25 protein-coding genes and 1 pseudogene are annotated in these 25,769 nt (G+C 61.7%); 5 read left to right on the top strand and 21 right to left on the bottom strand.

Features of this window, described 5'->3' with window-relative positions:
• Positions 1–97: 97 nt before the first annotated feature.
• The 5 genes from BM216_RS34140 to BM216_RS24080 all read right to left on the bottom strand — a co-directional run bounded on the left by BM216_RS34140 (position 98) and on the right by BM216_RS24080 (position 4,083).
• A complete protein-coding gene (locus BM216_RS34140; RefSeq protein ID WP_177230891.1) occupies positions 98–268 on the bottom strand; it encodes a DUF1127 domain-containing protein in 171 nt (56 codons plus the stop codon).
• Positions 269–455: 187 nt separating this feature from the next.
• Positions 456–1,094, bottom strand: a complete 639-nt coding sequence (locus BM216_RS24095) for a nucleoside triphosphate hydrolase (RefSeq protein WP_093001776.1) — start codon at positions 1,092–1,094, stop codon at positions 456–458.
• On the bottom strand, positions 1,091–1,906 hold the full coding sequence (locus tag BM216_RS24090; RefSeq protein WP_093001775.1) for an ATP-binding cassette domain-containing protein: 816 nt from the start codon (positions 1,904–1,906) through the stop codon (positions 1,091–1,093). The genes BM216_RS24095 and BM216_RS24090 overlap by 4 nt, the downstream gene beginning before the upstream one ends.
• Entirely contained in the window at positions 1,882–2,961 is a 1,080-nt protein-coding gene (locus BM216_RS24085) for an ABC transporter permease (protein WP_093001774.1), read from the bottom strand. The genes BM216_RS24090 and BM216_RS24085 overlap by 25 nt, the downstream gene beginning before the upstream one ends.
• Positions 2,962–3,057: 96 nt before the next feature.
• On the bottom strand, positions 3,058–4,083 hold the full coding sequence (locus BM216_RS24080; protein ID WP_093001773.1) for a sugar ABC transporter substrate-binding protein: 1,026 nt from the start codon (positions 4,081–4,083) through the stop codon (positions 3,058–3,060).
• 210 nt (positions 4,084–4,293) lie between these two features.
• On the opposite strand from BM216_RS24080, the gene BM216_RS24075 reads away from it, so the two are divergent.
• On the top strand, positions 4,294–5,526 hold the full coding sequence (locus BM216_RS24075) for an ROK family transcriptional regulator (RefSeq protein WP_093001772.1): 1,233 nt from the start codon (positions 4,294–4,296) through the stop codon (positions 5,524–5,526).
• A 164-nt stretch (positions 5,527–5,690) separates the two neighbouring features.
• Positions 5,691–6,503, top strand: coding sequence for a RibD family protein (locus BM216_RS24070; protein WP_177230890.1), 813 nt, complete (start codon positions 5,691–5,693; stop codon positions 6,501–6,503).
• Here the strand turns inward: BM216_RS24070 and BM216_RS24065 are convergent.
• Genes BM216_RS24065 through BM216_RS24050 form a run of 4 tightly spaced genes read right to left on the bottom strand, consistent with a single transcriptional unit; the run spans position 6,462 to position 9,603 of the window.
• Positions 6,462–7,244, bottom strand: a complete 783-nt coding sequence (locus BM216_RS24065; RefSeq protein WP_093001770.1) for a methyltransferase domain-containing protein — start codon at positions 7,242–7,244, stop codon at positions 6,462–6,464. The genes BM216_RS24070 and BM216_RS24065 overlap by 42 nt on opposite strands.
• Entirely contained in the window at positions 7,234–8,283 is a 1,050-nt protein-coding gene (locus BM216_RS24060) for a glycosyltransferase family 4 protein (protein WP_093001769.1), read from the bottom strand. The genes BM216_RS24065 and BM216_RS24060 overlap by 11 nt, the downstream gene beginning before the upstream one ends.
• Positions 8,280–8,678 carry a 6-pyruvoyl trahydropterin synthase family protein gene (locus BM216_RS24055; protein WP_093001768.1) on the bottom strand — a complete coding sequence of 133 codons (399 nt, stop codon included), beginning with the start codon at positions 8,676–8,678 and terminating at the stop codon, positions 8,280–8,282. The genes BM216_RS24060 and BM216_RS24055 overlap by 4 nt, the downstream gene beginning before the upstream one ends.
• A gap of 10 nt (positions 8,679–8,688) precedes the next feature.
• Positions 8,689–9,603 (bottom strand): zinc-dependent alcohol dehydrogenase, encoded by a 915-nt coding sequence (locus BM216_RS24050; protein ID WP_244530296.1) that lies wholly within the window; start codon positions 9,601–9,603, stop codon positions 8,689–8,691.
• A 246-nt stretch (positions 9,604–9,849) separates the two neighbouring features.
• Between BM216_RS24050 and BM216_RS24045 the strand changes: the two genes are divergently transcribed.
• Positions 9,850–10,770 carry an alpha/beta hydrolase gene (locus BM216_RS24045; protein WP_244530295.1) on the top strand — a complete coding sequence of 307 codons (921 nt, stop codon included), beginning with the start codon at positions 9,850–9,852 and terminating at the stop codon, positions 10,768–10,770.
• Positions 10,771–10,859: 89 nt separating this feature from the next.
• On the opposite strand, the pseudogene BM216_RS33640 reads toward BM216_RS24045, so the two are convergent.
• Positions 10,860–10,961 (bottom strand): annotated as a pseudogene (locus BM216_RS33640) (IS6 family transposase); the annotation flags it as partial.
• 274 nt (positions 10,962–11,235) lie between these two features.
• Here BM216_RS33640 and BM216_RS24040 point away from each other — a divergent pair.
• On the top strand, positions 11,236–11,652 hold the full coding sequence (locus BM216_RS24040) for a hypothetical protein (RefSeq protein ID WP_177230889.1): 417 nt from the start codon (positions 11,236–11,238) through the stop codon (positions 11,650–11,652).
• 123 nt (positions 11,653–11,775) lie between these two features.
• On the opposite strand, the gene msrA is transcribed toward BM216_RS24040, so the two are convergent.
• The 8 genes from msrA to cobA all read right to left on the bottom strand — a co-directional run bounded on the left by msrA (position 11,776) and on the right by cobA (position 22,197).
• Entirely contained in the window at positions 11,776–12,477 is a 702-nt protein-coding gene (gene msrA / locus BM216_RS24035; RefSeq protein ID WP_093001766.1) for a peptide-methionine (S)-S-oxide reductase MsrA, read from the bottom strand.
• 76 nt (positions 12,478–12,553) lie between these two features.
• Entirely contained in the window at positions 12,554–14,554 is a 2,001-nt protein-coding gene (locus tag BM216_RS24030; RefSeq protein WP_093001883.1) for a CocE/NonD family hydrolase, read from the bottom strand.
• A gap of 27 nt (positions 14,555–14,581) precedes the next feature.
• Positions 14,582–16,219, bottom strand: coding sequence for an ABC transporter ATP-binding protein (locus tag BM216_RS24025; RefSeq protein WP_093001765.1), 1,638 nt, complete (start codon positions 16,217–16,219; stop codon positions 14,582–14,584).
• On the bottom strand, positions 16,212–17,039 hold the full coding sequence (locus BM216_RS24020; RefSeq protein ID WP_093001764.1) for an ABC transporter permease: 828 nt from the start codon (positions 17,037–17,039) through the stop codon (positions 16,212–16,214). The genes BM216_RS24025 and BM216_RS24020 overlap by 8 nt, the downstream gene beginning before the upstream one ends.
• Positions 17,036–18,043 (bottom strand): ABC transporter permease, encoded by a 1,008-nt coding sequence (locus tag BM216_RS24015; protein ID WP_093001763.1) that lies wholly within the window; start codon positions 18,041–18,043, stop codon positions 17,036–17,038. Before BM216_RS24015 ends, BM216_RS24020 begins: the two co-directional genes overlap by 4 nt.
• A gap of 95 nt (positions 18,044–18,138) precedes the next feature.
• Positions 18,139–19,728, bottom strand: a complete 1,590-nt coding sequence (locus BM216_RS24010; protein ID WP_093001762.1) for an ABC transporter substrate-binding protein — start codon at positions 19,726–19,728, stop codon at positions 18,139–18,141.
• A 355-nt stretch (positions 19,729–20,083) separates the two neighbouring features.
• Positions 20,084–21,397, bottom strand: a complete 1,314-nt coding sequence (locus BM216_RS24005; protein WP_093001761.1) for a cobyrinic acid a,c-diamide synthase CobB — start codon at positions 21,395–21,397, stop codon at positions 20,084–20,086.
• The gene (gene cobA, locus BM216_RS24000) at positions 21,394–22,197 is read right to left on the bottom strand and encodes a uroporphyrinogen-III C-methyltransferase (RefSeq protein ID WP_093001760.1); all 804 of its coding nucleotides are present in this window, start codon (positions 22,195–22,197) and stop codon (positions 21,394–21,396) included. Before cobA ends, BM216_RS24005 begins: the two co-directional genes overlap by 4 nt.
• A gap of 59 nt (positions 22,198–22,256) precedes the next feature.
• Between cobA and BM216_RS23995 the strand changes: the two genes are divergently transcribed.
• Positions 22,257–23,381, top strand: coding sequence for a cobalt-precorrin-5B (C(1))-methyltransferase (locus BM216_RS23995; protein ID WP_177230898.1), 1,125 nt, complete (start codon positions 22,257–22,259; stop codon positions 23,379–23,381).
• On the opposite strand, the gene cobM is transcribed toward BM216_RS23995, so the two are convergent.
• The 3 genes from cobM to cbiE are packed head-to-tail and all read right to left on the bottom strand — an operon-like array spanning position 23,342 to position 25,769.
• The gene (gene cobM, locus BM216_RS23990; RefSeq protein ID WP_093001758.1) at positions 23,342–24,139 is read right to left on the bottom strand and encodes a precorrin-4 C(11)-methyltransferase; all 798 of its coding nucleotides are present in this window, start codon (positions 24,137–24,139) and stop codon (positions 23,342–23,344) included. The genes BM216_RS23995 and cobM overlap by 40 nt on opposite strands.
• Positions 24,136–24,522: a cobalamin biosynthesis protein gene (locus BM216_RS23985; protein WP_177230888.1), complete on the bottom strand. Its 387-nt coding sequence runs from the start codon at positions 24,520–24,522 to the stop codon at positions 24,136–24,138. The genes cobM and BM216_RS23985 overlap by 4 nt, the downstream gene beginning before the upstream one ends.
• Positions 24,519–25,769 carry a precorrin-6y C5,15-methyltransferase (decarboxylating) subunit CbiE gene (gene cbiE / locus BM216_RS23980; RefSeq protein ID WP_093001756.1) on the bottom strand — a complete coding sequence of 417 codons (1,251 nt, stop codon included), beginning with the start codon at positions 25,767–25,769 and terminating at the stop codon, positions 24,519–24,521. The genes BM216_RS23985 and cbiE overlap by 4 nt, the downstream gene beginning before the upstream one ends.

The following is a 25,769-nucleotide window of genomic DNA, read 5'->3' as shown; positions in this document are numbered from 1 at the left end:
GGCAGGGTGGGTAATCCGCTTGTCTTATTCTCCATACGCTTGTCGCGGCGCTGGTATCCTCCGGCGCCGCGACAAGCGTATCCGCATAGGTCATGGATCAGTTGCGTCGCTGGCCCAGCCTGCCGTGTTTGACGTGATAGGCGATCGTGCTCCGCGACAGGCCGATGTCTTTCAAGCTGTCGTCATCGAGTGCCATCAGCTCGCGGATGGTGAGGCGCGTCCTCAACCAGGTCGACAGAGTTCTCATAGTCTCGATCAGATGGTTCATTTCTACTCTCCCTAGAGCTTTGGCCCTTTTGCCGGGCCTTCGCGAAAGGTTGCTCGGGAGAGCTATTCGACTGTTTCTATTCCGGCGTTTCGTATGTGAACTGTAGCGAATGAAGCATTTTGTAACAAATAGCGGGAGTCCGTAGGCTTCGTGCTTAGGCCAGACAGACGTCAATTCACGCAGGCTTCTAGGCTTCAAGCAGGATATCGGCCTGTCGTGAATGCCTGCGAACAAGCTCGCCGTTGCGAAGGTCGTTGCCTTCCGTTTTCGTCCGCGCCGCCTGCTCATCGAACCCGAGTGAAAGCCAGCGGTGCATGAGCCGTTCTTCCAGCGTGGCGACAGGCGGTGAGATCATGACCGAAAAGTCGAATTCGCTTGCGAGCGCGTTCCACGGCGACTGGTCGAGAAGAAGGTAATTGCCTTCGACAAAGATGAAACGTGTCGAGACGGGAATGATCCGTGCTGCGGCAATGGCGAGTTCCCGGGTTCTGTCGAAGACCGGAACCAATACCTCGCCTTCGCCGCCTTTGACTGCGCGGATGATGTCTAGGAAGCCGCGAACATCAAACGTATCCGGCGCGCCCTTGCGCGCGTAAGACCCTTTCAGCCGCAACACGCTGTCGTCCATATGGAAGCCATCCATCGGCAGCACTTCGGCGCTCTCGCCTGCGGCGCGTGCTCCCTCGCAGAGCTGGTCCGCGAGGGTGGATTTGCCGGCGCCCGGCGGGCCGGCGATCGCGATCAGAAGCCGCTTTCTGCCGGCCGCCTTTTCCCGGATGGCATCGACGATCCGCGCAATGCCGCCCGCCAAGCCTTCGATGGTCATGCGGCAACGGTTTCTGCAGGAGCCTTCGCGCCCGTCATGAAGGCGACGGCATCCGACATCGTGTAATCCTTCGGATTGATGACCGTGAGGCGCTTGCCGAGCCGGTGGATGTGGATGCGATCTGCGATCTCGAACACATGCGGCATGTTGTGGGAGATCAATATGATCGGGATGCCACGCGACCGCACGTCGAGGATGAGCTCCAGAACTCGCCGGCTCTCCTTGACGCCAAGCGCCGCCGTCGGCTCATCGAGAATAATGACCTTGGAGCCGAATGCTGCGGCTCGAGCCACAGCCACGCCCTGACGCTGGCCACCGGACAGGGTTTCGACCGCCTGGTTGATGTTCTGGATCGTCATCAGCCCGAGATCGGAAAGCTTTTCCCGTGCCATTTTCTCCATGGCCGCGTGATCGAGCTTGCGCAGGAATTTTCCCATGAAGCCCGGTTTGCGGATCTCTCGCCCCAGGAACATGTTGTCGGCTATGGAAAGTGCGGGAGACAGAGCAAGGTTCTGGTAGACGGTTTCGATGCCGGCCTTGCGGGCCTCGATCGGCGAGGAGAACTGCACGACCTTTCCATCCATGCGGATCTCGCCTTCGTCGGGCCGGATAGCGCCGGAGATCGCCTTGATCAGCGAAGACTTGCCGGCACCGTTGTCGCCGATCACGGCCAGGATCTCTCCCGGGTAGAGATCGAAATCGGCGTGGTCGATTGCCGTTACCCGGCCGTAGCGCTTGATCAGGCCGCGTCCTGAGAGGATCGGCTGTCTTGTCTGTGCCTCGGTCATCAGCGGGATGCCTTTCTGATCCATTGATCGGTTGCGACGGCGACGATGATGAGCACGCCGATCAGGAGATAGGTCCATTGCACGTCGGTTCCCAAAAGTCTGAGACCGAGAGAAAACACGCCGACGATCAGCGCGCCGAACATCATGCCGAGGATCGAGCCTCGCCCACCGAAGAGCGATATGCCGCCGATGACGACTGCCGTGATGGATTCGATATTGGCGAACTGGCCGGCGGTCGGCGAAACCGAGCCGAGGCGGCCGATCAGCGCCCAGCCGGCAAGTGCGCAGATCAGGCCGGCAATCACATAGACCGAGATCAGCATGCGCTTGACGTTGACACCAGAGAGATCTGCGGCTTCCGGATCATCGCCGACGGCGTAGAGATGCCGGCCCCACGCCGTGTGGTTGAGTACATACCAGAGCAGCGCGACGAGCAGGATCATGGCGATGACGCCGTAGGTGAAGACCGCGCCGCCTATGCGGAAGGTCTCGCCGAAGAACTGCAGGATCGGTGCATTGGCCTCGATCTCCTGGGCCCGGATAGTCTCGTTGGCGGAATAGAGGAAATTGGTGGCAAGCACGATCTGCCACATGCCGAGCGTGACGATGAAGGGGGGAAGCTTCACCCTGGCAATCAGCACGCCGTTTATGAAGCCGCAGAAGGCGCCAACCGCGAAACCGCAGAGAATTGAGAGTTCGGGCGGCAGGCCATAGCGGAAGGCAAACTGGCCCATCACGACCGATGACAGGACCATGATGGCCCCGACGGACAAGTCGATGCCGGCAGTCATGATCACCAGCGATTGGGCAGCGCCGACAATGCCGGTAATCGCTACTTGCTGCAGGATGAGTGTCAGCGCGAAGGCCGAGAAAAACTTCGTGCCGAGAAGAAGGCCGAAGACCGTAAGGGATACGATCAGGACGATCAGGGACACCGTGGACGGGCTCGAATGCAGGAAATAGCGGAACTTCTCGACCGCGGACCTGTCGTTGTTGTCGAACGAGGCGACGTCCTTGGAGCTATCCTTCAGCACCTTTTCATAGTCATGATGCGGCGCCGACGCTACCGGGTCAGTCATGGGCATTCTCCTCCGCTTCCGTCCCGCTCCCGAGGACCAGATGGTCGTCTGCCGGCGAGCCGTCGAAGGCTCGCCGGACGATTTTCTAAAGGCGGATCAGCCCCAGCACTTGCCGAGAGCTTCCTTGGTATCGATCGACTTGATCGCTGGCACCGGCTTGTCTGTCACCAGCGTCACGCCGGTGTCGAAGAAATCCTTGCCTTCGGTCGGCTTGGGCTTTTCGCCGCTGTCGGCGAATTTCTTGATCGCTTCGATGCCGAGTGCTGCCATCTGCAGCGGATATTGCTGGGACGTCGCGCCGATCACGCCCTCTGCCACGTTCTTCACGCCCGGGCAGCCACCATCGATGGAAACCACAAGCACGTCCTTCTCGCGGCCGACTGCCTTCAGCGCCTCATAGGCGCCTGCCGCGGCCGGTTCGTTGATCGTGTGGACGACATTAATGGTCGGATCCTTCTGGAGGAGGTTCTCCATGGCGGTGCGGCCGCCTTCTTCGTTGCCGTTGGTGATGTCGTGGCCGACGATGCGCGGATCATCCTCGTCGCCGATGCGGTTTGGATCCTTGGGATCGATACCGAAGCCCATCATGAAGCCCTGGTCACGCAATACGTCCACGGATGGCTGCGACGGCGTCAGGTCAAGGAAGGCGACCTTGGCTTCCTTGGCCGCGTCGCCGAGCGTTTCCTTCGCCCACTGGCCGATCAGCTTGCCGGCGAGAAGGTTATCGGTGGCAAAGGTCATGTCGGCCGCATCGATCGGCTCGAGCGGTGTGTCTAGAGCGATGACCAGCATGCCGGCGTCGCGGGCCTGCTTGAGGTTAGGCACGATGCCCTTGGTATCGGAGGCGGTGATCAGGATTCCCTTGGCGCCGTCAGCAATGCATGTCTCGATCGCGGCGACCTGGCTTTCCGAGTCGCCATCAATCTTGCCGGCGTAGGATTTCAGCGTCATGCCAAGTTCCTTGGCCTTGGCGGTCGCGCCCTCCTTCATCTTGACGAAGAAGGGATTGGTGTCGGTTTTGGTGATCAGGCAGGCCGAAACGTCGGCGGCACGAGCGGGCGCTGCAAAAGCGACGCCGAGCGCCAAGGCGGCAAAAGTCACGGACAATACGGATTTCTTCATGCTCTCCTCCAGAACAAATGGCCGCCGAGCGGACCGAGCCTGCGAACACGGGTCAAGCCGAATGCGGGATGCCTCCTCCAAAGCCGTTCCCGATGTTCACTGCCGCAGATTAAGTGCCAAACGGCTTTGCCTGTCAATAATTAATTCCGGTTGAATTATTTATTTGGCGTGCGATGTTAGATGACATTCATTGGAATTCGGGGAAGACCGATGTCCGTTCCAGACGGCCCGCTTTCGGGACCCATCACGACGACGCGATTTGCAGGCGGATCGAACCAGACCCGGGTGAGGGCCTATAACGAGCGGCTGGTTCTTTCGCTTGTGCGTCTGCATGGTGCATTGTCGAAGGCGGATATCACCCGGTTGAGCGGTCTCTCCGCCCAGACGGCCTCAGTCATCATGCGTTCGCTCGAACAGGATGGACTGTTGCTGCGCGGCGAACCGATACGAGGGCGAGTGGGACAGCCATCCATCCCGATGCGCCTCAACCCGGACGCCGTCTTGTCTTTCGGCGTGAAAATCGGTCGCCGCAGCGCGGATCTCGTGCTGATGGATTTCGTCGGCGGCGTTCGCAAGCAGTATCATGAAACCTACGCCTATCCGCGGCCCGAAGAGATTCTCGGCATCATCACGTCCGGCATGGCGAGGATAGAGGGCGAGCTTGACGACGTCGAGCGCAGCCGTATTGCCGGGGTCGGCATCGCGGCGCCATTCGAATTGTGGAACTGGGCCGACGAGGTGGGTGCGCCGCCCGGAGCAATGGACGCCTGGCGAGGCTTCGATCTGCAGGCCGAGATCTCGACCAAGACGCCTTATGCGGTCTATCTCCAGAACGACGCGACGAGCGCCTGTGGTGCCGAGCTCGTGTTCGGCATCGGCTCCCATTATCCGGATTTCCTCTATCTCTTCATCGGATCGTTCATCGGCGGAGGCATCGTCCTAAATTCCGCAATCTTTTCCGGCCGCACGGGAACGGCTGGCGCCGTCGGACCGCTGCCGGTGCATGACAAGAAGGGCCAAAACCGCCAGCTGCTCGACATCGCCTCGATCTTCGTGCTCGAGAACATGTTGCGGGAACGCAATATCGACCCCCAGCCGCTCTGGTATTCGGCTGATGACTGGATCGATTTCGGCGAACCTTTGCAGGCATGGATCGATGATGCGGCGGCGGCACTCGCGCAGGCGATCGTTGCAGCTGCCTCGATCATCGACTTCGGCGCTGCCGTGATCGATGGAGGTTTTCCAGCCTGGGTCAGGACCCGGCTGGTCAGCGCGACGATCGAGGCAGTGAACCGGCTCGATCTGCAGGGTGTCATTATTCCCGATATCATCTCGGGCAAGGTCGGCGCCCAGGCTCGGGCAATCGGCGGAGCAAGCCTGCCCATCTTTGCTCGATATCTGACGGATCAGTCGGTACTGATCAAGGATTTCAAGGATGTCTGATCGGTTCCGGCGCACATTTACGTGTGGCGGCTATTGACCACTCCGGATATGCCCCATTTCTTCTATATGTGCACGATGGAATGCTACCTCGTGCAGGCAATGTGCGGCTGTCGTGACCGCGTTCCCGTATCGATCCAGAGGGCCCTGACGTGCGACAGGCGAGAATGAACGACGATCAATGGCAGCGCATCCTGTCGCTTCGGCAACAGGGATCCCGCTCCGATGGTTCTGTATCCGCTGATCGGGCCAGCCCGTTCAGTGATCTTTATCGGCCGATTGCGCTGGGTCGCGAGAGATTCGTCCTTGCCCAGGTGGGCCAATCCCTGGATGGTCGCGTGGCCACGCCGTCAGGCGATGCAAAGGAAGTGTCCGGCTGCAATGGCATAGAGCATCTCCATCGCTGCCGTGCCCTTGTGGATGCCGTCATCGTAGGTGTCGGGACCGTCGTTGCCGATAACCCCAGCCTATCTGTGCGAGCGGTCCCTGGCGTGAGCCCGGTGCGCGTCGTGATCGACTGCAACGGCCGCATGCCCCTTAATGCGAAAATGCTTCATGATGGCGGCGCGCCGGTCATCGTCGTCCAGGCCTCCGACGTTGTGTTACGATGTCCAGAGCACGAAACGCTCCAGATCGACCGCCAGCCGAATGGCGAGCTCGCGCCGGCGGATATCTTGGCGGCGCTGAGTGAACGCGGCCTCACGAGCATCCTGGTGGAAGGCGGCGCGACCACGATCGCCCGGTTCATGGATGCCGGCCTCATCGACAGGCTGCATGTTTCCATCGCTCCGATCATCATCGGCTCGGGACCCGCCGGTATCAATCTTCCACCTATCGACCTGTTGCGCGATGCCAAGCGTCCCAGCGTGACCGTTCACAACATCGGCACGGATATCGTCTTCGATTGCGATCTGCGTGCGGGGGCCGCCGCGGACAAACTAGAAGACCGCGACAAGATCCCGATGGCCTATCCGGCATAGGCCTCGTTTTTCCCGCGCCGAGTCCTGGCGGTAGGCATACCAGGAAATCACGTCTTCGGGCTCCAGCTGACCGTATTCCTGCACGGCACCGGCGATGCCGTTCAGCAGAAGAAGCTGCAGATCCGTGTCCTTATCCGCCAGGATCCATGGGCTTTCGGCAATGCTGACCGTGCAGCCCTGAGCGCGCATCGCCTCCGCCAAGACCCGCCAGGCGTCAGGGCCGAGCGAGATGCCGAACCCCTTGTCGCTTTGCTGATGAGCATTGAAAACGGCGGTCATGGTTCGATCCAGCGGGTGCTCGTCCGTCCAGGCCATTTCGCCGTCATAGTTGAGGGCTGCATAGAGGCCGATGCCGGCCGCGCCGAGACGGTGCGATACACGGTCGATGAAATCTGCCGAGCAAAGATCGAACAGGGCGGATGCCGTCACCAAAACCACGTCCTGGAGCGGTAACGCGTCGACATCACCGAGATCCATCTCGACGGTCTCCACCGCGCTGCCATGGCGATCGCGGACCTCGTCGAGCAGAATCCGGTCATTGTCCAGAAGCCGCCAGCGGGTTTTCTCCGTCAGGTGAGGCTGGAGGCTGCGATAGGTCGAGCCACTGCCGCAGCCTATGTCGAGGACGACGCTCCCTGAACGCTTTTCGATCGCCTCCTTGGCCTGCAGCAAAAGGCCCTGGTCGCGCGCCTTTCCGTCTGCCGGCTCGCGCAAGCTCAGCCAATGCGGGTCAAAGCCCATGGCAGGCTTTCAGAAAGTCCGATATGCGCGCGGCGGTGTCATGCCAGGACGGCAGTTTGGAACCGGCTACAGCGGCGGCATCGGCCATGGATATTCTCAGTTCGGTATCCTCCAGCAGACGCCGCAAGGCGCCGGCGAATGCATCCGGATCGTCGGCCTCTACGAGAAAGCCGGCATTGTCCGGCACCACGTCGGCAACCGCGCCAACCCGGCAGCCGACGATCGGGAGACCATGGACCATGGCCTCGGCGAACACCATGCCATAACCCTCATATCGTGTCGCCAGCGCGAATATATCGGTACGGACGAAGTCCCCGCGGATGTCGTCGACGGCACCGGCAAGCTCGACCCTGTCGCTGATGGTGGAGGCGGAGAGCTGGTGTCTAAGCGCGTCGGCCGTGCCACGGTCGAGGTCAGCGCTGCCGACAATCCGGCATGTCCATTCAAGGTCTGCGATCTTCTCCAGAGCGGAGATCAGGATGTCGTGGCCCTTACGACGGGTCAGGCTCCCAACGCTCAGGATATGCGGGGTCTCATGAGTGCCGGTTGCCAACGCGGCCGGCTGTACGCCGGGAACCGCAACAAGGAGCTTGTCGGCAGGCACCGCATAAAAGTCAGCGACGAGCCTCGCCGTCGTTTCGGATGTCGTGATCACGCCGATGGCGTGGTCTAGAGCCCCGGTCTCGGCTTCGCGAAGGCGCTGCTGGCTTGCTGCATCCAGCCCGGTTTCCATCGCCAGCGGGTGATGGACCAATGCGATGATCGTCAATCGCTGTGCATTTCGTTCGGCCCAGCGATCCATCACGCCGAAGGCCAGCCCATCGATGATGACAAGCGTTCCGTCGGGCAGTGCGTCCAGTTTCCGTTCCGCTTCCTGTAATTGCTGAGGGTCGGGATCGGGAAAGCCGGCACCGAGCGACAGCGGTTCGACCGTCCAGCCAAGATCGCCTAGCCCGGCGATGACGCGGCGATCGTAGCCATAGCCTCCTGTCGGCGTACCGAGCTCGCCCGGATAGGCGAATATGACGCTGTGGCTCACAGGTCCGCCTCGTACCAGCCACGGGCCGTATGGGATTCGTGCAGGGTTATCCGGACACGGCTGATCCGCGTCCCGCCATCTCCGAAACGGCCGCTCCTGATCGCTGCGGTGATATCGTCGAAGAGTGCCTTGGCCAGAAACTCCGTCGTGGTGATCCTGCCCTTGAAACGGTCCAGGGTGTCGAGGTTCTGGTAGTTGAGCGGTGCCAGCACCTCGCGTAGCAGCTCGGTTGCGAGCCCGATATCGACGGCCAGGCCATCATCGTCGAGTTCGCGGGTGAAGAAAGCCGCGTCAACGATGAATGTCGCGCCATGCATGCCCTGCGCTGGGCCGAAGACGGGGCGGGAAAGACTATGCGCGATCATCATGTGATCACGGACTTCAACAGCAAACATTATGATGTCCTCAATAGGCGATGCGGTGACAAAGGGTGAGTGATGACCTGAGAATATCTGCGTACCGGTCCTTCAGGTCGTTGAAAGGTGTTTCGCCTGTAATCAGACAATCAAGCCTGTCATCCCGAAGCAGTTCCAGCGCTTTCGCGAGCCGTCGGCTGTAGGTCCAGCGCGCGCGCTTGTGGGGCGGTAACGAACCGACTTGCGAGCCGATGATGGCGAGGCGGTTGGCATGAAATACACCACCGAGCGGTATCTCGACCTGCCTGTCGCCATACCAGCTGGCCTCGACGATCCGGCTTTCAAGGCCGCCGAGCTGCAGGGCCTGGACGAGGGCGTCGGCGGATGCAGAGGCATTGATCAGGCAATCATATTCGCCGTCCAGAGATGCGGGAAGCCGGAATTCGAGGCCGAGATCGGTAGCCGGCTTTGATCTTGCCGGATTGACGTCGCAAATCGTGACCTCGGTTCCGACAATGCGCGAGGCGATATAGGCAGTCAGCAGGCCGACGACACCTGCGCCGAAGACCACGATCCGGTCGCCCGGACTTGCCTGGGCATCCCAGACGATGTTGAGGGCCGTTTCCATATTGGCGGCAAGTACCGCCCGATCGGCGGGAACCCCTTCCGGCACGACCTCGACGCCTTCAGCTTCGATGGCAAATATGTCCTGATGCGGGTAGAGAGCAAAGACGGTCCTGCCACGCAGCGAATCCGGGCCGTTTTCGACCTTTCCCACGAGGCAGTAGCCGTATTTGACGGGAAAGGTGAAATCGCCCTCCTGGTAAGGGGCGCGCATCCGGTGATGTTCCGAGGGTGGCACCTTGCCGTTGAAGACCAGGGATTCGGTACCCCGACTTATCCCACTATAGAGGCTTTTCACGACGATCTGTCGCTCGGCAGGCCTGAATTCCTGTTCCCGCAAGCTGCATTGGCCTGCTTGTTCAAGCCAAAGCGCGCGGCTTCGATATGTATGCTCGGCCCCGATGACCATGTTCAGTCTTGCCACCCGCGGCCTTTGATATCAGGATGAAAGCTAGGTTCAGCATAGAGATTGGCAAGGATGCGGTTGTCAAACTCGAATACCTTAAGCATCACGTTTAATTGACGTTTGCGGCCGGCCGGCGGCTTGCCTAGGTTCGGTCCAGCGATGATCAAGGATAGCTGCACCATGGACACGAATAGCTCGCATGTGCCGATGCCCGATGAGCCTGGCATTCTCGAATTTCTGGATGTCTACAACAGTTTCTACCCGGAAGATGCGGTGGACGCGCCGATTTCACAGCAGCGCGAATGGTATGATGCACTCTGCGCCCGGTTCGACAGGCCGTTGCCGACCGGCATGATATGGTTCGACGAGGTGCTGTTCGTGCCGATCCGTCGGTACCGGCCGGCGGCGATCACGACCGATACGGTCCTGCTCTATCTGCATGGAGGCGGTTTCGTCGTCGGCTCGCTGCAAAGCCATCATGCGATTTGCGCCGAGATTGCCGAGTTCGCCGAAGCGGAGCTGGTCTCGGTCGACTACCGGCTGGCGCCCGAGCATGTCTGGCCGTCCCAGACGGACGACTGCTTCGGTGTGCTGAAGCAGCTTCTCGGCGAGGGAAGGCGGGTCGTGGTAGTAGGTGATAGCGCCGGCGGCAACCTTGCGGCAGGGCTTGCCCTGCGCGCGCGCGACGAAAACCTCTCGGGTCTCGTCGGCCAGGTTTTGATCTATCCTGCGCTCGGCGGCGATCTGGTGTCTGGCTCTTATACCGAGATGGCCAATGCACCCGGTCTGACAACCGCGGACGTGGCCTATTACAGTGCCGTATTGAAGGCGCCGGAAGACGAGCCGGTGGCGCATCCGCTTCTAGCGCATGATCTGTCGGGCCTACCTCCGGCCTATATTACGGCAGCGCATTTCGATCCGCTCCGGGATGACAGCACGCTTTATGCCGACAGGTTAAAGCAGGCCGGTGTCGAAGTCACCCTGCGCGTTGAGCCGCAGATTGTGCATTCCTGGCTGCGCGCACGATATATGAGCCCCGGCGCCAGGGAGGGTTTCGATGCGCTCTGCATCGTAATTCGAAGCATGGCGGCGTCGGCATGACCGGGATCACCGACCTCCCGACGCTTATCGCCAACCGCGAACCAGTGCAGGCCGTCGAAAGGTTTATGGTCTAGCGTCATCCCTTCTTACTTTCGTAGCGGCAGATGAAAGTTTTCCGCTCTATTTTTGAGGCCTTTGCAGTCCCTGTGCTCGACATTCGGCACGATGTCACGCCTAGTTGCACCATACGAGCCCGATGCAGAAGACTGGCCAATGATTGGGATGATTCAATAGCTTCCGCTGAAGCATATGTGCTTGTTGCTCATAGCTGCCTTCTCCCCGTCGAAGGCGCGCAACATGCCATGTCTAATGAGATCTTTTCGGGTCGGGCGATTAGACATCGCAGCATACATTCCCAGGCTCGGCAACTGCGGCGGTTGCTGCTGCTGCTCATACCTTTTCCTGTTTTAATTCAATCTGAACTCGGATACTTCCTCTACGTTTCGAAAAAGTACCTTTCAGGAGATGAAATTGAAAATCATTGCGATGACGGCAGCTGTGCTGATCACGGGCGCGGGCTTTGCCGAGGCGGCGTCCTGCGAGGCAAATTTCAAGGTATCGGGTGTGCCGATGATGACCGCGCTGAGCTACAGGACTTGGCAAGAGTTTCCGAAGGCGAAATCCGCAGCCGTGCTGAAGAATCTCGCGATGGCGGTTTCCGCGGAGGGCTTCTCCGGCATCAAGGTCAACAAGGAACTCTCCTCGATCGATGCCTATCAGGAAACCACCGGAAGCGGCCGCATCCAAACACTGCGTGTCGTCGCCCGCCAGAAGGGCGCGGGCGTGCGCGTCGATGCAGTCTTCGATATCCAGGCCGGGCAGCTGACCAGCAAGGACGTCGTGCGTACTGGGCTTTGTAACATCATCAGCTCGGCGCTGTGATGCCGGCGGCCGGGCGTGGTCACTGGGCATCGCTTCCTTGCTTGAGAGCACCGCCAACAGACCGACGACAGATGCCAAACGCGTGGTTCATGCGCTGAAATTCCTGGCCGACTCAGCGAAGGCTTAAGTCTTCGCTTTCGAGACCAGCACAGGATTGGCTCTGAAGGCCGTCGGGAAGATGGCCTTCAGATTGTCGATCTTCGGCATGTCGTTATAGACGATGTAGGGATAATCCGGGTTCAGCGTCAGGAAATCCTGATGGTATTTTTCCGCCGGGTAGAAAGCCTCGAGCGTCGATACCTTGGTGACGATCGGCGCGTGAAAAAGCCCGGTCCTGGAAAGCTGAGCGATATAGGCTTCGGCCACCTTCTTCTGGTCGTCGCTCGCGACGAATATCGCCGAGCGGTACTGCGTGCCGTGATCCGGCCCCTGAAAATTCAGCTGGGTCGGATTATGCGCCACCGAGAAAAATATCTGCAGCAGCGTGCCGTAGCTCACTTCCTTGGGATCGAAAGTGACCTCGACGGATTCCGCGTGGCCGCTCCTGCCGCCGCTGACGGTTTCGTAGGTCGCGGTTTCCCGTGCTCCGCCGGAATAACCGGAAACGGCATTCTTTACGCCTTTCACATGCTGGAAGACGCCCTGCACTCCCCAGAAGCAGCCGCCGGCGAAGACCGCTGTCTCGCTGCCTCCCTTTGATGCCTCATCCACGAGCGGAGCCGGAATTACCACGGCCGTCTCCGCCGCCAGAGAGGCGGTCGCAGGCAAGGCGAGCAGCAATGCGGCCAGTCCAGCGCCAAGGCTTCGAGGTGCAAATCTTCTCATGACAATTCCTCCGGTTGTCATGACTGTGTTCCTCGCGAGGACTTCGGTCAATTCACGTCGCCGTGCTGTTTCGCCCTCACATGAGGTCGCGCGGGATCGCTTTCTCGAAAGTCTTTTCGAAGATCTGCTTCTCGCCGTCATAGGCGAAGACCGAGGCACTGATCAGCCAGTCCGTTGCCGTGCAGGCGATCTTCGCCGTCGAGATGGTGCGAACCGACCAGCGGGCGCGCTTCATGTCGCAGGTCCAGGTCGAAATGCCGGTCATCGACAGCGGATCGTCCGGGCTGATGGACCAAGTCTCTTCCTTCAGCTGGCGGGTGGAGAGGCCGGTGCCGGGATGTTGGAAAAGACCGGTATCCTCCAGCACTTCATAGCGGGTGTGGTTGGTCGCGAGATCGCGGACCACGTTCCGGCGCGTCTCGGACGGCGCGTGCTCGATATATTTCGGCAGCGGATCGGGATTGTCCGGTTGCTTCATCTCGAACGTCTCGTGCTCGCCGAGCAGCGGCATAGCGAGACCGAGCGAAGCGATATCGATCGTCACGCCCGGATCGACCGGCGGCGGCAGGATCATCGGCCAATAGGCGGTGGAAAGCGATAGCCGGATTCGATGGCCCTCGCCAAAACGATAGCCGCAGGCATCGAGATCGAGGCGGATCGTCACCGGTTCGCCGGGGACGAGCGGCTTCGGCTCCTCGTTGCCGTCGCGATGGGCAAGGTTGATGACACCGAAGGATACGCGCGTCGCCGTGCCGTCGGGATGGATATCGACGATGCGGGCGCATAGATTGGCAAGCTCCGCATCGGCGCGGAGCGTCAGCGTGATGCTGGGACGGCCGAGATAATCCTTCGCTTCTTCGAGTGGCGGCGTCTGGAAGGTCAGCGAGCCGGCATCGTCGCCGCGCTGGTCGCCCGGCAGCTCCGCGTCGGGCTTCAGCGTAAACCACTCGCCGGCGGCAGTGCCGGTATCGAGCGGCGACTTGAGATAGATCTCGTGTGCCGGGGCATGCGGGATCGGCATGCCTTCGAGCAACGTGCCGAACTGGTCGACATAAAAGCACTCGCTTTCCGGCTCGCTCCACTGCTTTTTCGAAACCCAGAAGCCGGGATCGGCATCTCGGCGCTTGGCAGGCTTCGGTCCGTCGAGAATGTAGGCACGGGCTTGAGGCAGGTCCTCGATGCCGTTCTTCTCGTCACGCAGCCAGCGGTTCCAGAAGGCGATAGCCTCGCCATGGAAATCTGCGCGCGGCTTCGGCCAGGCGAAATGCGGGTATTTGTGCACCCACGGGCCGACCAGCGCCTTGGCCTTGTCGCCCAAGCCTTCGGCGGCGAGAAACGGCGTGTTGCGATAGCCATCGGCCCAACCGGCGATCACGAGCGCCGGAACTTCGATAGCCGAGTAATCCTCACAGATGGAACCGTGCTTCCAGAATGTATCGCGGCGCTGATGGGAAAGCCATTCCTCCATGAAGAAGGGCTCATTCTCCAGCCGCTCCATCCACATTTCCAGCCAGCGGTCGCCGACGATTTCCGGATCGGGTGAGCGAGACTGGTAGGCCAGCATTGTTGCCGCCCAGGAAAGCTGGGCGGAGAGGTGGCAGCCGTTCTTGTAGTGAATGTCGTCGTTGTAACGGTCGGTCGTGGAGGCGATCGATATCACCGCCTTCAAGGCCGGCGGGCGAAGTGCCGCTACCTGCAGGCAATTGAAGCCACCCCAGGAAATGCCCATCATGCCGACCGAGCCGTTCGACCAGGGCTGTTCCGCGATCCAGGCGATCAGTTCGCAGGCATTGGCCAGTTCCAGCTCGGTATATTCGCCATCGATGACGCCATCGGATTCGCCCGAGCCGCGGATATCGACGCGCACGCCGGCAATGCCTGCCGCGGCGAATACCGGATAGGTGGATTCGTCACGCGGGCTCGTCCCGTCCCGTTTGCGATAGGGCAGAAATTCGAAGACGGCCGGCACCGGATCGGCCTCTACACCATCCGGCATCCAGATGCGGGCGGCAAGCCGGGTCCCGTCCTTCAGCCTGATCCACTGGTTTTCGATGACGGTGAAGGAACGGTCAGCCATGCGCATTCTGCTTTCAACTCTCGATCTTCAGTTTCCGGCACTTGCCATGCGCCGGGTGTTCAGCACCTGCTCCAGCCAGCCGAGCTGCATCTCGGGCACGGATTTGAGCAGGAGGTCGGTATAGTCGTCGAAGGGTGGCGAGAGTGCCTGGGATTTCGGCCCGAAGCGTACCAGCTTGCCGCGATGCATGACCGCGACCGAATCCGCTATCGCCTTTACGATGGCGATGTCGTGGGTGATGAAGACATAGGAAAGCTGCTGCTCCTCCTGCAGCTTCATCAAGAGCTTCAGAATGCCCTCCGCCACGAGCGGATCGAGTGCCGAGGTCGGCTCGTCGCAGAGGATCAGTTCGGGTTTTGCGGCCAATGCGCGGGCGATCGCGACGCGCTGTTTCTGTCCGCCGGAAAGCTCGGCCGGATAGCGATCGATGAAGCCGTTGCCCATCTCGATCTGGTCGAGCAGCTCCTTCACGCGCGCCGTCTTCGCGGCACCGCGCAGTCCGTAATAGAAAGTCAAAGGCCGGCCGATGATGTCGCGCACCGTCTGGCGCGGGTTCATCGCCGTATCGGCCATCTGATAGATGAGCTGGATGCGGCGCAGGTCATCACGCGGCCGGCTCCTTAGCGTCGGCGTCAGCGGCTTGCCTTCGAAGGTGATCGCGCCGCCGCTCGGCGGCAGAAGCCCGGTGATGACGCGTGCCAGCGTCGACTTTCCTGAGCCGGATTCACCGACGATCGCAAGCGTCTGGCCCTTGCACAGATGCAGGGAAACGCCGTGAAGTACCTTGAAGCCGTTGGAATATTGGGCGCTGACATTGTCAACCTTCAACAGCGCCTTCGATTGATCGGGTGCTTCGTGGCGAGTCTCCTGGCGGACATTGACGAGTGCCCGGGTGTAATCCTCAGTCGGTGCTTCGATGATCTGCTGCACCGATCCGTATTCCACTGTCTTGCCGTGACGCAGAACCATGATGTCGTCCGAGATCTGCGCCACGACGGCAAGGTCGTGGGTGATGTAAAGGGCGGCCGTATCCGTTTCCTCGATCGCGTGCTTGATCGCGGCCAAAACGTCGATCTGGGTCGTCACGTCGAGTGCAGTCGTCGGTTCGTCGAAGACGATCAGGTCAGGGTTGGAGCAGAGCGCCATCGCCGTCATCGCACGTTGCAACTGGCCGCCTGAAACCTGGTGCGGAAAACGTTCGCCGAAGGTTTCAGGATTCGGCAGGCCAAGAACCTGGAAGAGATAGAGCGCCCGTTTGCGCGCCTCGTCCTTGCTCATCAGCCCATGCTTGACGGTCGCTTCGATCACCTGATCGCCCAGCTTGTGGGCGGGGTTAAAGGCGGCCGCCGCCGACTGTGCCACGTAGCAGATGCGGGCGCCGCGCAGTTTGCGGATGCCGCCCTTGCCGAGCTTGAGGATATCGGTGCCGTCGAGCTTCACTTCGCCGCCGGTGATCTCGGCGCCGCCGCGACCATAGGCGAGCGCAGAGAGGCCGATCGTCGATTTGCCGGCGCCGGATTCGCCGATCAGGCCGAGAACCTTGCCCTTGGCGAGATCGAAGGAAACGCCGTCGACGATGGTGATCCGCTTCGGTGGCTCACCGGGCGGGTAGCTGGTCGCCTCGATCTTGAGATCGCGGACGGAGAGAAGGTGTTGATCAGGCATCGCCACGGCCTCCCTTCAGGCTGGAGGTTCGTTTCAGCAGCCAGTCGACCACCAGGTTGACGCAGATGCAGAGAGCCGCGATCGCGCCGCCGGGCACGAGCGCTGCGGGAATGCCGAAGATGATGCCGTCCTTGTTGTCCTTCACCATGCCGCCCCAGTCTGCCGTCGGCGGCTGGATGCCGAGGCCGAGGAAGGAGAGGGTGGAAAGGAACAGGATTGCGAAGGCGAAACGCAGGCCGAATTCGGCAAGCAGCGGCGAGAGCGTATTCGGCAGGATCTCGCGAAAGATGATCCAGGTCTTGCCTTCGCCGCGCAGTTTTGCCGCCTCGACGAATTCCATCACCGCGACATCGAGCGCCACGGCGCGGCCGAGACGGTAGACGCGGGTCGAATCGAGCACCGCCATGACGAGGATCAGGACGAACAGATATTGCGGCAGCACGGCCAGCACCACGAGCGCGAAGATCAGCGTCGGGATCGACATCATCAGGTCGTTGAAGCGGGAGAAGACCGTGTCCACCAGCCCGCCGGAGACGGCGGCGGTGAAGCTCAGAATGATGCCGAGCGAAAAGGAGATCACGGTCGCTGCCAGCGCTACGAAGAGCGTCGTACGGGTGCCGTAGATCAGCCGCGAGAGGATGTCGCGACCGAGATTGTCCAAGCCGAAGAAGAACTGGCTGTCGCCCGCCTGCCAGACGCCTCCGACCACTTCCGTTTCGCCATATGGCGCGATCAGCGGGGCGAAAAGGGCGCAGAAGACGACGAGCGCGATGCCGAAAAGACCGACCCAGGCGGTGATGGGGATTTCTCTCAATCTCATCGCGGATGCCTCAGGCGCGGGTTGGCGACGATCGCAAGGATGTCAGCCACCATGTTGAGCAGGATATAGACGGCGGCGAAGATCAGGCCGCAGGCCTGCACCACCGGCATGTCGCGCACCGTCACCGCATCGACCATGTACTGGCCCATGCCCGGATAGACGAAGACCACTTCGACCACCACGACGCCGACGACGAGATAGGCAAGGTTGAGCGCGACCACGTTGATGATCGGCGCAAGCGCGTTCGGTGCCGCATGCTTGACGATCGCCCGCCAGCTGGACAGGCCCTTCAGCTCGGCGGTTTCCATATAGGCGGACGACATGACCGACAGGATGGCGGCGCGCGTCATGCGCATCATGTGGGCCAGCACGACGAGCACCAGCGTCGCCGTCGGAAGCGCGATCGTCTGGACGCGCTCCAGAAAACCCATGCCCTGATAGACCGTCGCCGGGAAGGTCGCGATGCCGAAATCGACGGCGAAATAGAGGATCAGCAGGTAGCCGATGAAGAATTCCGGCAGCGAGATCGCCGCCAGCGAGATCACGTTGATGATCTTGTCGGGCATGCGGTCGCGGAAATGCACCGACAGCATGCCGAGCCCGATCGCCAGGGGAACGGCGATGATTGCGGCGAAGCCTGCAAGGAAGAGCGAATTGCCGAGACGGTTGCCGACCTGTTCGGAAACCGAGTTCCGGCTTGCCCATGATGTCCCGAAATCACCCTGCACGACGCCGCCCAGCCAGTCGAAATAGCGGGTGACGACGGGCCGGTCGAGGCCGAGATCGGCGCGGATGTTGGCGACCGCCTGGGGCGTTGCCGACTGGCCGAGATAGGTAGTGGCGAAATCGCCGGGCAGGGCTTCCACGCCGGCAAAGATCAGCACGGAAACAGCAAGGAGAAGGATGAGCGAGAGGAGACAGCGCTCGAGAATGAGGGCTGCCAGCGGGAACCGGTCCCTCAGGCTGCGGGCAGGCTGGCCGCCGGCCTCTGCGGAATTTGACATATGGCGCGATCCCGTTTCCGAAATGAAGTGTCGAGGCCGCAGGGCTCTGCCCTGCGGTCCATATTCATCGGTGAGCTAGACGCTCATTGAGAGGATCAGGCGCTGAACCAGACCCGGCTTGCAACATAGCCGTTCGACATGTCGTTGCCGATGTCGCTGACATAGCCCATCAGCTTCTTGGAACCGGCGTTCACGAAGTCGTTGAACATCGGCAGGATCGTGCCGCCTTCGTCGCGCACCAGCATCGCCATCTGGCGATACATGTCGCGGCGCTTGGCCTCGTCCAGTTCGCCACGGGCGGAGATCAGAAGCTTGTCGAAGGTCTCGTTCTTGAAGCGCGTGTCGTTCCAGTCCGCGGTCGACAGATAGGCGCCGGAATAGAACTGGTCCTGCGTCGCGCGGCTGCCCCAATAGGAGGCGGAGAAGGGCTGCACGTTCCAGACGTTCGACCAGTAGCCGTCGCCCGGCTCGCGCTTGATCTCGATGTCGATGCCGGCCTTCTTGGCGCTCTGCTGGAACAGGACGGAGGCGTCGACGGCGCCGGGGAAGGCGACTTCGGACGTGCGCAGCAGAACCGATCCGCTATGGCCGGACTTCTTGTAGTGGAAGGCCGCCTTGTCGGGATCATAGGCGCGCTGCTCGATCCCTTCGGGGAAGAGCGCATAGGTGTCGTTGATCGGGAAATCGTTGCCGACCTTGCCGTAGCCGCCGAGAATGCGCTGGACCATTTCCTCGCGGTTGATCGCGTATTTCAGCGCCATGCGGAGATCGTTGTTGTCGAAGGGCGCCTTGTCACAGTGCATGATGAAGACGTAATGGCCGCCGCCTGCCGTGGTCAGCAGCTGTACCGTCGGTGCGCGGGTCAGGAGTGATACCGTCTTCGGATCGACACGGTTGATGAACTGCACCTGGCCGGAGGCCAGCGCTGCGACGCGGGCGGTCGCGTCGTTCATGGTGATGAGCTCGATCGTCTCGACATATCCGCGGTCGGTGCGCCAGTCGTTCTCGTTCTTCTCGAAGGTCATGCGAACGCCGGGTTCGAAGCTCTTGACCTTGTAGGGGCCGGTGCCGACACCGGCGGTCGGATTGTCGACGCCGCCATTCGGCTGGATCACGAGATGGTAGTCGGTGAAGATCGCCGGAAGGTCGGCATTTGGAGAATCGAGCGTCACGACCAGGTCGCCACTCTTGTTCTCGATCGACTTGATGGATTTCATCACGCCGGCGGCGCCCGATTCCGTCTTCTCGTCGCTATGGCGCTTCAGAGTCGCGACCACATCATCGACGGTCATTTCCTTGCCGTCGTGGAAAGTTACGCCCTTGCGGATCTTGAAGGTCCAGGTCTTGGCATCCGGCGAAGGTTCCCAGGATTCGGCGAGCGACGGGATCGGTGCGCGGGTCTCGGGATGGGTTTCGACCAGCGTGTCGCCCCAGGTGCGCACGGCGACGAACATGACCTGGGAGGTTGCCTTGGCGGGGTCGATACTATCGGTGGTCGCGCCGCCTTCGAGGCCGAGCTTCAAGCTGCCACCCTTCTGGGGTGCCTGTGCGGATACGCTGTTGGCGAAGAGAGTGCCTGCGGCAGAGAGCGTCAGGCCGGCGGCCATGCTGCGGCCCATGAATTCTCGGCGGTTCATGCCGCCAGCCGTCACGCGGCCGGCAAGATATTTGGTGAAGTCATTCATTTCCCGGTTCCCTTTTATCCGATGCAGGAGACTGCGTCTGTTTTCTGCGCCATCTCGCCCGGTTTCCTCTTCCGTGGCGGATAGCGTTTCATGCTGTCGATCGTGGGAAATGGTTCGGTTGCCGCCGACATAACTTCCTTTCTTGTGCAGTCCCCGGCTCTTGGATGTGAGCTCTTTTGCCTCGGGGAGTTTCTGCTCTGTGATCGAAGGCCCGTTGAGGCTTGATAAAGATTATGGGCGCGTTGCCGCGCGGATGTGCCTTCGCTACGACATTAATTGCCTTTGATGCGACACATTTGGCAACCGCCCATGGGTTGCGAAAATTTGACCACTGTCAAGCGGGTGGCCGATCGGCTCAGTTGCGCGCTATCGCATGGAAGAACGTGCCGCTCACGTGGCCTCGCTTTCCGCCCGAAGGCCCAATCTCGGTGCCGATACCGTCTGCAATCATGGCGAGAGGTTGGTCGTCGCCGGGATCCGTCACGCGGGCATAATGGAACTCGTGGCCGCGCACGACGTCACCCGTCGCACCGATCGCGCAGGGTCCCAGCAGGCTTGCCCGGCGGTAGCCGAGGTTCATCTTGCGCTTGGCGAAACTGGTGGAGTGGGACAGCAACCCGGTCATGGCGTGGGTCACGCCATCGGCATCTTCCAGCGCCTCACCCAGTACCATGTAGCCACCGCATTCGCCATGCACCGGCTTGGTTTCGGAAAATGCTTTCAGGCCGGTTTTGAAGTTTTCGGCGGAGGCGAGCTTGTCGGCGTGCAATTCCGGATACCCGCCGGGCAGCCAGCAGATGTCGCAATCGGCCGGCGGCGCTTCGTCGGCGAGCGGCGAGAAGGGGATGATTTCGGCCCCCAGGATCCGCCATTCGCGCTTGATATGCGGGTAGAGGAAGGTGAAGGCCGCATCCTCCGCCAGAGCAATCCGCTGGCCGGGCGGCTGCAGTGCCTTTTGCGTCGAACCCATCGGGATGTCGAACGGCTTTGCAGCTTCGAAAATTGCGTCGAGATCGAGCGAGCGTTCCATCGCATCCGCCAATCGGTCGATATGGGCGTCCATTTCCGGATGTTCGCTCGCCTGCACCAGTCCGAGGTGACGCTCGGGCAGGACGAGTGTCGGATCGCGCAGGACAGTGCCGACGACGGGCAGACCGATCGCCTCGATCGCTTCGCCGGACAGCTTCTTGTGTCGCTCGCTACCGGCGCGGTTCAGGACGCAGGCCGCCATTTTCACATTCGCATCGTAGTTCATGAAGCCGCAGGCGATGGCTGCGGCGGTCTGGCTCTGGCCGGAGACGTCGAGCACCAGCAGCACGGGCAGGCCGAAGAGCCGTGCGAGGTCCGAGGCTGCACCAGAGCGGTTCGGCTCGCTCAATATGCCGTCGAAAAGGCCCATGGCGCTTTCGATCAGGATCAGTTCGGCATCTTCCGCCTGTTCGCGCGCCAGATGCCGCAACAGGTCGGGCGCCATCGCCCAGCTGTCGAGATTGAGGCCGGGCAGGCGGGTCGCCGCCTCGTGGAAGCCGGGGTCGATGTAATCCGGACCCGTCTTGATACCGCGCACCTTCACTCCCCGCCGCTGGAAGGCGCGCAGGAGGCCGATCGTCACGCTCGTCTTGCCGGAGCCCGAGCGCGGCGCGCCGATGATGAGTGCGCGGGCCGTCATGGTTTGCCGCCCTCAACAACCGGCTGCCCCGAAAGTACGGCCTGCATGTTGACGATCCTGCCGATGACGATCAGTGCCGGCGCAGCAAAGTTCTGGCGCGCCACTTCCGCTTCGACCGTCGCAAGCGTTGCCGTCATCGACCGCTCGTTGGGCGTTGTCGCGGCCATCAGCACCGCTACCGGCGTGTCTGCGGCCAGACCACCCTCCATCAGAAGCCTGGAGATCGTTCCGATCGTGCTGACACCCATGTAGACGACAATAGGTTCGCCGGTCCTGGCCAACGCCTTCCAGTCGAGATCTCCCGGTGTGCCGGCGGCATGGCCGGTCGCCAGCGTGATCGAGCGGCTGATGCCGCGCATGGTGGCCGGGATATTTGCGGAAGCGAGTGCGGCGAGCGCCGAAGTCATGCCTGGCAGTATACGGAAGGAAATGTTCTCCTTCACCAGCGCTTCCGCCTCTTCACCGCCGCGGCCGAAGATGAAGGGATCGCCGCCCTTCAGCCGCAGCACGCGCTTGCCTGCCTTGGCGAGCTCGATCAGTTTCGCCGTGATATCGTCCTGCGCCACCGAGGGCTTGCCGCCGCGTTTGCCGACGAAGATAAGCTCCTTCGTTTCCGCCAGCGCGAGTACGGCGTCGGACACCAGCGCATCGTGAACGATCACGTCTGCCTTCTTCAGCGCATCCGCCACTTCGAGCGTGAGATAGCGCGGGTGGCCGGGACCGGCGCCAGCGAGCCAGACATGGCCGGGGGTAAATTCGGGAGCCTCGACGATCGTTTCGATCAACTCATTCATGCGCATGTGCAAACCTTTTGCCGGCCGATGACGGCCGGGCTATAGAAACGGCCATGGAAGCGGCCATTGAACCAGAAAGCAAGAACCTGCGTCGTGGCTGGACCACGGGAACCTGTGCGGCCGCTGCCAGCAAGGCTGCCTGTCTTGCGCTGATAACCGGCGAGTTTCCAGCCATGGTGGAGGTAACGCTGCCCGGTGGACAGAGGCCGGGCTTCGCGCTCGCGACCGAGGAACGCGGTGATGGTTTTGCCAAGGCCGGCATCGTCAAGGACGCCGGTGACGATCCCGACGTCACCCACGGTGCGCTGATCATGAGTACGGTGCGTCGCGGCCTGCCGGGAACAGGCATCACCTTCAAGGCGGGGCCGGGTGTTGGCACGGTGACGCGGCTCGGTTTGCCGCTGCCGCCCGGCGAACCGTCCATCAACCCCGTGCCGCGCAGGATGATCGCCCAGGCCATTGCCGAGGTCTCTCACGGCGAGAAGGATTTCGAGGTCGAGATTTCCGTTGCCGACGGCGAGAAGATCGCCGAGCGCACGCTGAACGGCCGGCTCGGCATTCTCGGCGGGATATCGATCCTTGGCACAACCGGCATCGTCATTCCGTTTTCCTGCGCGTCCTGGATCCATTCCATCTGGCGCGGCATCGACGTGGCGCGTGCCGCCGGCCTCGACCACATTTCCGGCGCCACCGGCAACACGTCTGAAAAGGCGGCGCAGGCCTATCACGGCCTGTCCGAGATCGCGCTGATCGACATGGGTGATTTCGTCGGCGGCATGCTGAAATATGTCCGCAGCCACCCGGTTCCCAAGGTCACGATCGCCGGCGGCGTCGCCAAGATGACGAAGCTCGCTCAGGGCATGCTCGACGTCCATTCCAAGCGCGGGCTTGCCGATCTCGAAGCCCTTGCCAAGGTCGCGAGGGAGGCCGGCGCGGATGCCGATCTGGTGGCGCGCATCATTGCCGCAAACACCGTCTCGCATGCCTTTCAGCTTGCCGGTGAACAGGGGCTCGCGCTTGGCGACCGTGTGGCCACGCTTGCCTGGAAAACGGCGGCCAAGGCACTTGGCGATCCCGCCATCGCATTGGAAATCCTGGTCTTTGACCGCCAGGGCCAGCTTGTCGGAAAGACCGAATTCACGCCTTCCGATCATTCCGACCCCTTGTCTGCCTGGCCTTCGCGCAGCTGATCCCAGCCGGGCCGGAATCGCCTTACATAGTCGGCATTGTAAAGCTGGCTTTCGACGAAATCGGAGGCGCCAAGGCCTTTGCCGACAAAGATCAGCGCCGTACGTTCGGCCGGATCTTCAGCCAGCTTCGCCTCGATATCGGCGAGTGTGCCGCGGATGATCCGCTCTTCCGGCCATGAGGCGCGAACGACGATCGCAACCGGGCAATCGGCGCCGTAAAGCGGCGTCAATTCCTCTACGATCTTGCCGAGCGCATGAATGGCGAGATGGATCGCCAGCGTTGCGCCCGTCGCGCCAAATGCTTTCAGCGTCTCGCCATCCGGCATTTTCGAGGCACGGCCCGAGACACGGGTGAGCACGAGGCTCTGGGCCACTTCCGGGATGGTCAGCTCGCGCTTCAAGGCGGCCGCCGCTGCGGCAAAGGATGGCACGCCGGGTGTCAGCGTGTAGTCGATACCGTGCTTTTCCAGCCGGCGGATCTGCTCGGCCACCGCGCTCCAGACGGAGAGATCGCCGGAATGCAGCCGTGCCACATCCTTGCCGGCCTTGTGGGCAGCAACATATTCGGCCTCGATCTCGTCCAGCGACAAGGAACCTGTATCGACGATGCGGGCGTCTTTGGGGCACCAGTCGAGCAGTTCCTTCGGCATGATCGATCCGGCATAGAGGCAGACCGGCGAGCGGGCGAGGATATCGCGGCCGCGCACGGTGATCAGGTCTGCAGCACCCGGTCCGGCGCCGATGAAATGAACGGTCATGGGCTTTCCTTGGATTCTGCGAGCGCGCAGGTGGCGCCTTGCGAGATCAGCCGCGGCACGATGATTTCGGATGTCTCTCCCGCCGCGGCCAGTGCCGCCGCCTCCGACAGGCTGGACGAGAGCGTCTTGGCAAGGCTGTGGCGCGAGACGGTTTTCGTCCGCGGTTCGGCCTCCAACAGAGCGTCGTCGGTGACGACGTGGAGCGGAAGCCCAAGCTTTTCCGCCAGCTGCAGGATACCCGGCTCCTCCCGCTTGATCTCGCCGGTTGCGAGCGCTGCGATGGATTCACGTGAAATACCGGCTTCCATGCAGGCGGCATCCAGCGCCGACAGAAGATCTTCTTGCGTGGTGCCTTTACGGCAACCGAGACCGGCAACGATCACTGTTCGGCTCCCTTCGTCCAGCTCCACTGCGTCACCGGCATAGCCGGTTTCCAGCCCTGCATGGAGCCGACCGGTGCCGCACGCGACACCTCGATGCGGATCAGGCTTCCGCCGAGTTTCGCCTGTGCGGCCAGAAGCACGGCTTCCATTTCCAGCGTCACGGCATTGGCAACCAGCCGGCCGCCGGGTTTCAGCGCTTCGAGGGCTGCGTCGAAGACACCGGGTTCGCTGCCGCCACCGCCGATGAAGATCGCGTCCGGTTGCGGGAGGTCATCGAGCGCTTTCGGTGCCTCGCCTTCGACCAGAACTAGCCCCGGCATGCCGAAGGCGGCGGCGTTGCGTGTGATGCGGGCGGCGCGTTCCGGATGCCCTTCGATGGCGATCGCCTTCATCGACGGATCGGCCAGCATCCATTCGATGCTAATCGAGCCCGAACCGGCGCCGATATCCCAGAGCAGTTCGCCACGCCGCGGGCTGAGCGTCGACAATGTGAGCGCGCGGATCTCCCGTTTGGTGATCTGGCCGTCATGTTCGAAGAGCGCATCATCCAGCCCGAAGCCGCGCGGCAGAACGCGCGCGGCGACATCCGCCACGACCTCGATCGCGACGACATTCAGGATATTGATATCCCGCATTGCAAATTCGTTCGCCCTGCTCGAGCGGACGCGCTCCGCTTCGCCGCCGAGCGCTTCGAGCACGATCATGCGCGACTGGCCGAAACCGCTTGCGGAAAGCAGTTCTGCCAGCTCGGCCGGTCCCTTCTCGTCCGAAGTTAGCGCGATGATCCGCCGTCCGGCATGTAAGAGCGGGCGCACGAGGTCGAGCGGACGGCCATGCAAGGAGACCGTCTCGATCTCCTGCAACGGCCAGCCGAGGCGCGAGGCAGCCAGCGAGAAGGCTGAGGGCGACGGATAGGTAATGAATTCCGCTGCCTCGATATGGCGTGACAGTGTAGCACCGACGCCGAAGAAGAAGGGATCGCCGGAGGCAAGCACGCAGACGGCCTGACCACGCAGCGCCACGACATCGCGCATCGCAGCGTCGAACGGGACAGGCCAGGGGCGTGCGTCGCCTGAAATCAGCGGAGCCGCAAGCTCCAGGTGCCGTTTGCCACCAAACACGACCGACGCAAGGGTGATCGCTTCCCTTGCATTGTTGCCAAGGCCCCTCACACCGTCTTCGCCGATGCCGACGATGGACAGCCAGCGGCTTTGGTTTAAAGCTCTTCTCTCTGATTCAGGAGGCAA

The organism is Rhizobium sp. NFR07 (assembly GCF_900111905.1).
GTDB lineage: Bacteria > Pseudomonadota > Alphaproteobacteria > Rhizobiales > Rhizobiaceae > Neorhizobium.
The sequence above is the reverse complement of the archived record's forward strand: the minus strand, read 5'-3'. Positions and strand labels throughout refer to the sequence as shown.